The 7,483-nt window shown below is 60.7% G+C and carries 7 protein-coding genes, 3 pseudogenes and 1 riboswitch; of the genes and pseudogenes, 3 read left to right on the top strand and 7 right to left on the bottom strand.

The genetic code is table 11. From position 1 onward, the window contains the following. From JCM12178_RS16150 to JCM12178_RS16170, 6 genes and pseudogenes are all read right to left on the bottom strand, one after another. Positions 1 to 199 (bottom strand): annotated as a pseudogene (locus tag JCM12178_RS16150) (hypothetical protein); the annotation flags it as partial. Positions 200 to 209: 10 nt separating this feature from the next. Further along, positions 210 to 1,159 (bottom strand): annotated as a pseudogene (locus JCM12178_RS16155) (sirohydrochlorin cobaltochelatase). Between the two features lie 142 nt (positions 1,160 to 1,301). Then, positions 1,302 to 1,482: riboswitch (cobalamin riboswitch) on the bottom strand. 20 nt (positions 1,483 to 1,502) lie between these two features. Further along, positions 1,503 to 3,014, bottom strand: a complete 1,512-nt coding sequence (locus tag JCM12178_RS16160; protein WP_245628830.1) for a chemotaxis protein CheA — start codon at positions 3,012 to 3,014, stop codon at positions 1,503 to 1,505. Beyond that, positions 2,987 to 3,163: a hypothetical protein gene (locus tag JCM12178_RS20065; RefSeq protein ID WP_245628831.1), complete on the bottom strand. Its 177-nt coding sequence runs from the start codon at positions 3,161 to 3,163 to the stop codon at positions 2,987 to 2,989. Before JCM12178_RS20065 ends, JCM12178_RS16160 begins: the two co-directional genes overlap by 28 nt. A gap of 10 nt (positions 3,164 to 3,173) precedes the next feature. Then, entirely contained in the window at positions 3,174 to 3,917 is a 744-nt protein-coding gene (locus JCM12178_RS16165; protein ID WP_054652908.1) for an Hpt domain-containing protein, read from the bottom strand. 15 nt (positions 3,918 to 3,932) lie between these two features. Beyond that, positions 3,933 to 4,325, bottom strand: coding sequence for a response regulator (locus JCM12178_RS16170; protein WP_054652910.1), 393 nt, complete (start codon positions 4,323 to 4,325; stop codon positions 3,933 to 3,935). A 160-nt stretch (positions 4,326 to 4,485) separates the two neighbouring features. On the opposite strand from JCM12178_RS16170, the gene JCM12178_RS16175 reads away from it, so the two are divergent. The 3 genes and pseudogenes from JCM12178_RS16175 (at position 4,486) to JCM12178_RS16185 (ending at position 7,224) form a co-directional block, all read left to right on the top strand. Then, positions 4,486 to 5,076 (top strand): TrmH family RNA methyltransferase, encoded by a 591-nt coding sequence (locus tag JCM12178_RS16175; protein WP_054652912.1) that lies wholly within the window; start codon positions 4,486 to 4,488, stop codon positions 5,074 to 5,076. A gap of 47 nt (positions 5,077 to 5,123) precedes the next feature. Next, positions 5,124 to 5,632, top strand: a pseudogene (locus tag JCM12178_RS16180) (L-threonylcarbamoyladenylate synthase); the annotation flags it as partial. Positions 5,633 to 5,769: 137 nt separating this feature from the next. After that, positions 5,770 to 7,224: a hybrid sensor histidine kinase/response regulator gene (locus JCM12178_RS16185; protein WP_157054968.1), complete on the top strand. Its 1,455-nt coding sequence runs from the start codon at positions 5,770 to 5,772 to the stop codon at positions 7,222 to 7,224. A 76-nt stretch (positions 7,225 to 7,300) separates the two neighbouring features. On the opposite strand, the gene JCM12178_RS19005 is transcribed toward JCM12178_RS16185, so the two are convergent. Next, positions 7,301 to 7,483 (bottom strand): hypothetical protein (locus JCM12178_RS19005; RefSeq protein ID WP_218185659.1); only part of this gene is annotated, 183 nt, incomplete at its 5' end.

Genomic DNA, 7,483 nt, shown 5'->3' on the forward strand with positions numbered 1-7,483 from the left:
GCCGGATCTGGTTGACGATGGCGGCGGTTCGCAGGGATACGTCATCCCCGCAAGGCAGGCCCAGCGCGACGCACAGCGCCTCGGCCGGAGGGATTCGCACGAATCCCATGCCCAGCGCGATGACCGCCGTGGCGGCCAGTGCGGCGCAGAGCGTGCCGAGGAGCATGGTCGTCCGGACCGTTGCCTTGCGGGTGTTCACTTTCAGATGCCTACTTCATGGCGTCTTTGAGATTGTCGACGTACAGGTCGGCCCATGCGTCCACGGAGCCGAGGCCGCGCAGCTGGGTCTGGACCTTGTAGCCCGCCTTCATGAGCAGGACTTTCCATGCGTCGTCCTCGTCACCGGCCATGTCGTTGGTGGCGTGATCGCCCGCCACGACCATGAACGGCTTCATGAGGATATTCTTTTTGCCGGATGCCTTGAGGCGCGGCATCACGTCGTCGAGGGAGGGGTAGCCTTCCACGCAGCCCACGAAGACGGGTAGTCGTATTCGGCCTGCATGGCCTTGGCGAATTCGGCATAGATGCCGGTGGAGAAGAAGTCGTTGCCGTGGCCCATGTAAAGCAGGGCTGCGTTGTTGGCTTTTGCTTCCTTCACGTCATCGGCAAGCGTCTTCACGGCCCGCTCGATGTCCGCGGTGTAGGGGTGCGCCTCACCGGGCATGCCCAGCGCGGGGCGTCCGAGGGACAGCCGCTGGAACGGGCGGTGACGCGGCTTCATGGTGCGGATGGAGCGCAGGGAGGAGACGAGGGTGATGAGGTCGTGGAACTCCTCGCCAGCGAAGACGTGCAGGGACTGAACGGCGATGTCGCGGTAGCCGTTATTTTGCAGCTCGGCGATGGTGGCCAGCGGGTGCTTCACGTGCAGCACGTCCTCGGGCACTTCGGGATGGCTCTTGCTCCATGCGGGATCGGCGGCACGCTGCTGCCAGATGTTGCGCACGATGTTGGAGGTGAAGGCCAGCTTGACCGGGACGTCCGGGAAGGCCTTCTCCACCTTGTTTCGGATGGCGAGAATCGAGTTCAGCGCGTCGGGGTAGGACGTGCCGAAGGCGGCCAGTACGATGGCCTTCTTTGCGGGAGCCTCGTCATGGCCGTGGGCCATGGCAGCAGCGGGAAAGAGCATACAGAGCGCCAGTACAAGTGTGGCGATACGCATGTGGATTCCTCCGGTATTCAGGAGGGGCTTGTTGGGGAAAGGGCAAAAAAACCTCCCCGCACGACAGATGCGGGAAGGGTCCGTTTTTCCTTTCCGAAATAAGTGCCTCGGCGCAGCAAAAGCCCCGTTGCCGTCCGAGCAAACCTTGGAGCGGCCTCAGGCAGGTCTTCCGGCTGACCCCTTCCGGTCCCGGCCTTCCCGGACGTTGGTCCAGTGGCACGCTGGGGGACGGAATTCACGGGGGTTACGGCGGCGGGCCCGCTCCCGATTTTCACGGGATTCCCTATCAAGTCCTTTTGGACACCTGAAGCAGAGTCGATTTACTGGGCTTTGTCGCGAAATGTCAAGGCTGCTGCTCGACGTGCTGTTCGCCTGCGCTGTTGAGCAGTTCCTCGGTGTCGATGACCAGCGCGTCGGACTCGCCCATCATGCCGTAGCCGAGGATGGGCAGGTGGAAGACTTCTTCCACGGGCACGGTGAAGCGGGTGATGACCACCTGCTGCTGGCGCAGGACCTCGTCCACGAGGATGGCGGCCTTGTATTCGCCCACGCGCACCACGATGCACTGGGCCTTCTCAATGTCGGTGACTTCGGCTTCGATGTCGAGGAACTGGCCGAGACGCAGCAGGGAGTGGACCTCGCCGCGCACGTCCACGGTCTCGCGTCCGTCCGGCAGTTCCACGACTTCCTGCGCCTTGGGCACATACACTTCCACCACATCCCGGCTGGGAACGATGAAGACGTCCCCCCCAAGGCGGCAGATGATGGCGTCCACGATGCCCTCGTTGGCCGAGCGGTCCAGCGGGATGCTGATCTTGAAAGCCGCGCCCTTGCCGAGCTCGCTGGTGATGTGGATGTCGCCGTCGAGGCCCACGCGGATGGCGTTGACCACGGCGTCCATGCCCACGCCGCGTCCGGAGACGTCCGTGACCTGTTCTGCGGTGCTGAACCCGGAGGCCAGCACGAACTGGAGAATCTCGCTCTGGGAGTATTCCGTGTCCGGGTCGGCGATGCCCTTTTCAATGGCCTTGTTGAGGATGCGTTCGGGGTCGAGGCCCTTGCCGTCGTCGCGAACTTCGATGAAGGCTTCCTCGCCCTTGCGCCATGCGGAGAGTTGGACCAGCCCGGTGTCGCTCTTGCCTGCGGCCTTTCGCTCCTCGGGGGTCTCCAACCCGTGGTCCACGGCGTTTCGCAGCAGGTGCACCAGCGGTTCGTTCATGCTCTCCACGATGGTCTTGTCCAGCGGCAGGTCCTCGCCCTTGATGACGAACTCCAGCTTCTTGCCGATCTTCTGGGAGAGGCTCTTCACCAACCGGTGCATGGGCATGAAAATCTGCTTCAGCGGCACGAGGCGGATGGCGTCCACTTCGTTTTGCAGCTTGCTGATGACCGTATCCAGCTCGCGCAGGCTGGAGGTGGTCTTCTGGTCGTTGCGGCCGCTGCTCTGGGCGATGACCGCGTACGTGACCATGAGCTTGCCCACCAGCTCGATGACGCGGTCCAGCCTGTCGGTGGGCACGCGGATGGACGAGATGGCCTGCTGGGAGACCGTTTTCTCTTCCTTCTGCTCCGGCTTGGCGTCGGCTTTCTTTTCGGGCTGTGCAGGTTTTTCCGCCTTCTCCGAAGCTTCCGCCGTGGTCTGTTCACCTTCGGCGCCCATGGCCGCGGCAACGGCTGCCTCGTCCTCTTCCGGGGCCGCCTCTTCGGCAATGTCTTCTTCGGATTTGGCCACGACCGCAGAGCCGAGGTCCAGTATCCCCGCCAACGAGAAGAGGAACTTTTTCTGGGCTTCGCTCACCCCGAGCATGGAGGTGATGATTTCCGGCGTCAGGGGCGTGATGCCGTCGGAGAGCATGTCGAGCAGCGCGATGACTGGGACGAGGACAGCTTCATGTGGCTGAGGCCCATGGTGTCCAGCGCCTCGGTGATCGCGGCTTCTCCGCGCTCTACGTCGAGAATCCGTTCTTCGACTTCCTCAATGCATTGCCCTATGCTCTCACGCATTCACTAAACCTCATTGGGGTTGTTCACGGCTTTTGAAATAGGCAGCCACGTCGGGGTATGCGGCAAAGGTCTCGTCGAATCCCCACGAGTAGAAAACCTGTTTGCAGGCCGGGGAAAGCCCGGCCACGCTGACGTCGAAGATGCCCACCAGCTCGGCCACCGCCTCCCAGGACCCGGAGTTGAAGGTCAGCACCTCTTCAAGGTTGAGAAGGACGGGGTTGCCCGGACCGGCGTGTATGATGGGCTTGGTAATGGCGTTTCGGTGCACGTCGAGGTGGACGCGTTTGTCCTTGACGTGGAGTATGGCCACGCCGTCGCGTTCCTCGACCTCCACTCCCGCAGCTTCCGGCCCCGCGCCGCCTGCGCCGGTGCTGCTGGCCTCGTTGATGAGTCCCAGCACGCGGTTCGTCTCTTCGTCGTCCGGGGTGCCCGTATCGCGAAGCTGTTCGAGCACCTGAAAGATCATGTTCACGGATTCGGAGAGCACCGTGATGTTCTCAGGTGACGGTTCCACATCTCCGGACTGGACCTTCTTCATGAAGTCTTCGACCTTGTGAGTGAAGGACGATGCAGATTCGAAACCGCTCATGAAGCCGGTGACGCCCTTGATGGTGTGCAGGGGACGCCCAAGGGTTTCGATGCCGTCGGCTATCTCTCCGCCGTCAAGCTGCTCAAGGCCCTCGATGACCTGCGGGTAGTACTTGTCGTTGACCTCTGAAAAGAATTCGTCAACCATTGCATCGTCTTCGCTCATGCCCGGTGCCTCGTCCTATTGTTTGAGCAGTCCGATCCGTTCCAGTTCCTTGAAGAGTTTTTCCTTGTCCACCGGCTTGACCAGATACCCGGAAGCCCCGCCTTCGTGGAAGGATTTGAGTACGGTCTTGGGGTCGTCCAGCGCGGAGGTCATGATGATCTTGCTGCGGGCGACCTGCATCTCCACCTCAAGCCGCCGGATGGTCTCAAGCGCCTCTATGCCGTCTATCTCGGGCATCATGATGTCCATGAGCACGAGGTGGTAGGGCTTGCCTTCCTCGGCGGCGAGCTTGTACGCCTCAATTGCTTCACGACCGTTTACCACGATGTCCACCTCGAAAAGCGACATGAGAAACGACTTGAGCACTTTTCTGCTCAGGAACTCGTCTTCGACAATCAGCGCCCGCATGATACCTCCGGTCCAGAAATGGCATATACTCGGTTCAGTTTGCTTATTGTGGTCCATTGAGTGAAATTATGTCAACGGCATATGCATTATAAATGTTGCTGAAAATTGTACATCCGCCTCGGACTTGCCTAACTCGGCGCGAAGGGATATTGAGCGCCTCATGACACGGGAAATCACGCAGAAGAGAAGAGACAGGGTCGACGCGGTCACCGCCCGCAGGCAGAAGGACCTCACGCTGGTCATGGACAACATCTGGGACCCGCACAATGTTTCCGCCGTGCTGCGAAGCTGCGACGCCTTCGGCGTGAACCGCGTTCATCTCTATTATACCACCTCCTCATGGCCCGATCTGGGCAAGAAAAGCTCGGCCTCGGCCAAGAAATGGGTCGAGCGCGTGCGCCACAGCGACCCCGCCGAGATGATCGGCTCCATGCGGTCGCAGGGGTATCAGGTGCTCAGGACCGGGTTCTCCGAGACCGCGCGGACAGTCATGGACTTCGACTACACCAAGCCCACGGCCATCATCCTCAGCAACGAGCATCGGGGCACTTCGCCCGAGCTGGCCGAACTGGTTCCGGACGAAGTCTACATCCCCATGCAGGGCATGGTGCAGAGCTTCAACGTGTCCGTTGCGGCGGCCATCATGCTTTACGAGGCATTCAAGCAGCGCAACGAGGCAGGGTTTTACGACGAGCCTTCCTATTCGCCCGAGGAGCTCGAAGCCATGCGTGAAAAGTGGTACACCCGCTAGCCGATAATAATTGGTATTCATTCCCGTTCTGACGTATGCTTGATTCCATGCGCAACTCAGACGCCTTTGAAACGCTTGTCGAGGTACTGCGAAACGGCGGTCTCGCCGTCTACCCCACGGAGACCCTGTACGCCGTCGGCTGTCGGGCCGACATGGCGGAATCCGTGCGCGCAGTTTCCGTGCTCAAGGCCCGGCCTCAGGCCAAGCCGCTGCCGCTGGTCATCGGCGGCATGGACGAGCTTGCCGGAGTCTGTGGCGAAGTCGGGCCGGTCACGCGAAAGCTCATGGACCGCTTCTGGCCCGGACCGCTCTCCATTCTGGTGCCCGCCGTGGAGTCGCTCGCGCCCGGCGTGAGTGATGACCTCGGGCGCACATCGGTGCGCTGGACCGACCATCCCGTGGCCGCCCAGCTCTGTACCATGGTGGGGCCCCGCTGGTGGCGACGAGCGCCAACCGCAGCGGGAGCCAACCCACGGCCGTACCCGGAGAGCTCGACCCGCAAATACTTCAGGGCGTCAAGGCCTCGTTCCTCGACATCCCTCATCCGGCCGGAGGCAGCGCATCCACCGTGGTAGAGGTGCTGGACGAGGAGCGTGTGCGGATTCTCCGGCACGGGGCTGTCTCGCAGTCGGCTCTCGAGGCTGCCGGGTTCGTTCTGTCCGGCGTTTCCCCTCTGTGATTCAGGAGGTACCGGTGGATCACATTGTCGAGCCGCATGTTCTCATCATCGAGGACAGCAAATCCATAGTCACCGAGCTGGAGCGGAGGGTGTCGGATGATCTCGGGTTTACCTGTGAATGTGCCGAAACGCTCGCCGAGGCCCGACAATTGATTTCGGCTTCGTCCGAACGTTTTTTCTGTGCCGTTGCAGACCTGCATCTGCCGGATACCCACGATGGAGAAATCGTGGATATCCTGCGCGAAGCAGGCATCCCCACCGTAGTCTTCACCTCCGGCATCGACGAAAACCTGCGAAAAGCGATTCTCGACAAGGGAGTGAGCGACTACATCGTCAAGGACGGCATGGCTGTGACCCATCTTCTGGACACGCTGGATCGTCTCTGGCGCAACCGGGGTGTAAACGTGCTTGTCTGCGACGATTCCCGATCGTTTCTGGAGCATACGGCGACGGTTCTGCGGCGGCGCATGTTCACCGTCCGGACTGTAAGCAACGGACAGGATGCCCTCGACCTGCTGGAACGGGAGAGCTTTACCGTGGCGGTGATGGATTACGCCATGCCCGGCATGGACGGCTTGACCCTCGTGCGCAAGGTGCGGAGCATAAAATCGATGGATGACCTTTCCATCATCGGCGTTTCCTCGGCGGAAAACGAAACCCTCTCCGTCTGGTTCCTCAAGGCCGGGGCCAATGATTTTCTCAACAAACCGTTTCAGATCGAAGAGCTTGTCTCCCGCGTTGAACTGAACGTCATCATGCTGGAGCGGCTGCATAAGTTGCGCGAGCTCGATGCGGTGCGGACCAAATTCATGGGCGTGGTGGCCCATGACCTGCGAAACCCCATCAACGGCATCAAGGGTTTCGCCCAGCTCATGCTGGAATCCGGTGATGAATTGGACAAGGACAAAGTGGAGATGCTGACCATCATCCGGGACGCGGCAGCCGGGATGCGCGGCATGGTGGACGACCTGCTGGACATCTCGGTGATACGCTCCGGAAGGCTTCAGGTGCGCTGTCAGACAACGGATTTGAACACGCTTGTTCGCAAACGCATCTCCATGAGCCGGTTCGAGGCGCGGCGCAAGAATATCGAACTGGACGAGCGGCTTGAATCGCTTCCCGATGTGCCTGCCGACGCGGACCGCATTGCGCAGGTGGTGGACAACCTTTTGTCCAACGCCATCAAATTTTCCACTCCCGGCACCACCATCACGGTGAGCCTGCTTCGCGAAGACGGGCAGGCCGTGGTCACGGTTTGCGATCAGGGGCCGGGCCTCCCAAAAGAAGAGCAGCGTCTGCTCTTCCGCGACTACCACAAGGGCAGCGCCGCGCCCACGGGCGGCGAAACGAGCACCGGCTTCGGGCTGGTCATCGTCAACAACGTGGTCAAGGCCCACGGCGGTCGCGTCTGGGTCGACTCCGAGCCGGGGCAGGGGGCCTGCTTCGGTTTTGCTCTTCCCATGGAATAGGCCTTTCTCCGGTTGAATTTTTTGAACGGCGGCCCCGCTCAAACCGGGGTGCCTGCGGAAATGGTTCAACATTTTTTTACTGAATGCAGGTCTGCGTTGGGATAGAATATGTCGGGCGAGCTCTTTTATCACTCTGAGATAAAATGATTTTTGAAATATTTTCTTGATGCGTTTCTTTGGCACGCAGGATGCTAGTAAGCAAGTATCCTTCTTTTGCATAGTTAACGCGAAAATGGCTCTCCGGGATGGTCCCGGGGAG

This window comes from Salidesulfovibrio brasiliensis JCM 12178 (assembly GCF_001311825.1).
Taxonomy (GTDB): domain Bacteria; phylum Desulfobacterota; class Desulfovibrionia; order Desulfovibrionales; family Desulfovibrionaceae; genus Pseudodesulfovibrio; species Pseudodesulfovibrio brasiliensis.

Bases quoted from the DNA above. Each gene is read 5' to 3' on its own strand.
- JCM12178_RS16160 (WP_245628830.1), bottom strand. From the start codon at position 3,014: ATGCTCTCCGACGGCATCACGCCCCTGACGCCGGAAATCATCACCTCC.
- JCM12178_RS20065 (WP_245628831.1), bottom strand. From the start codon at position 3,163: ATGCGTGAGAGCATAGGGCAATGCATTGAGGAAGTCGAAGAACGGATT.
- JCM12178_RS16165 (WP_054652908.1), bottom strand. From the start codon at position 3,917: ATGAGCGAAGACGATGCAATGGTTGACGAATTCTTTTCAGAGGTCAAC.
- JCM12178_RS16170 (WP_054652910.1), bottom strand. From the start codon at position 4,325: ATGCGGGCGCTGATTGTCGAAGACGAGTTCCTGAGCAGAAAAGTGCTC.
- JCM12178_RS16175 (WP_054652912.1), top strand. From the start codon at position 4,486: ATGACACGGGAAATCACGCAGAAGAGAAGAGACAGGGTCGACGCGGTC.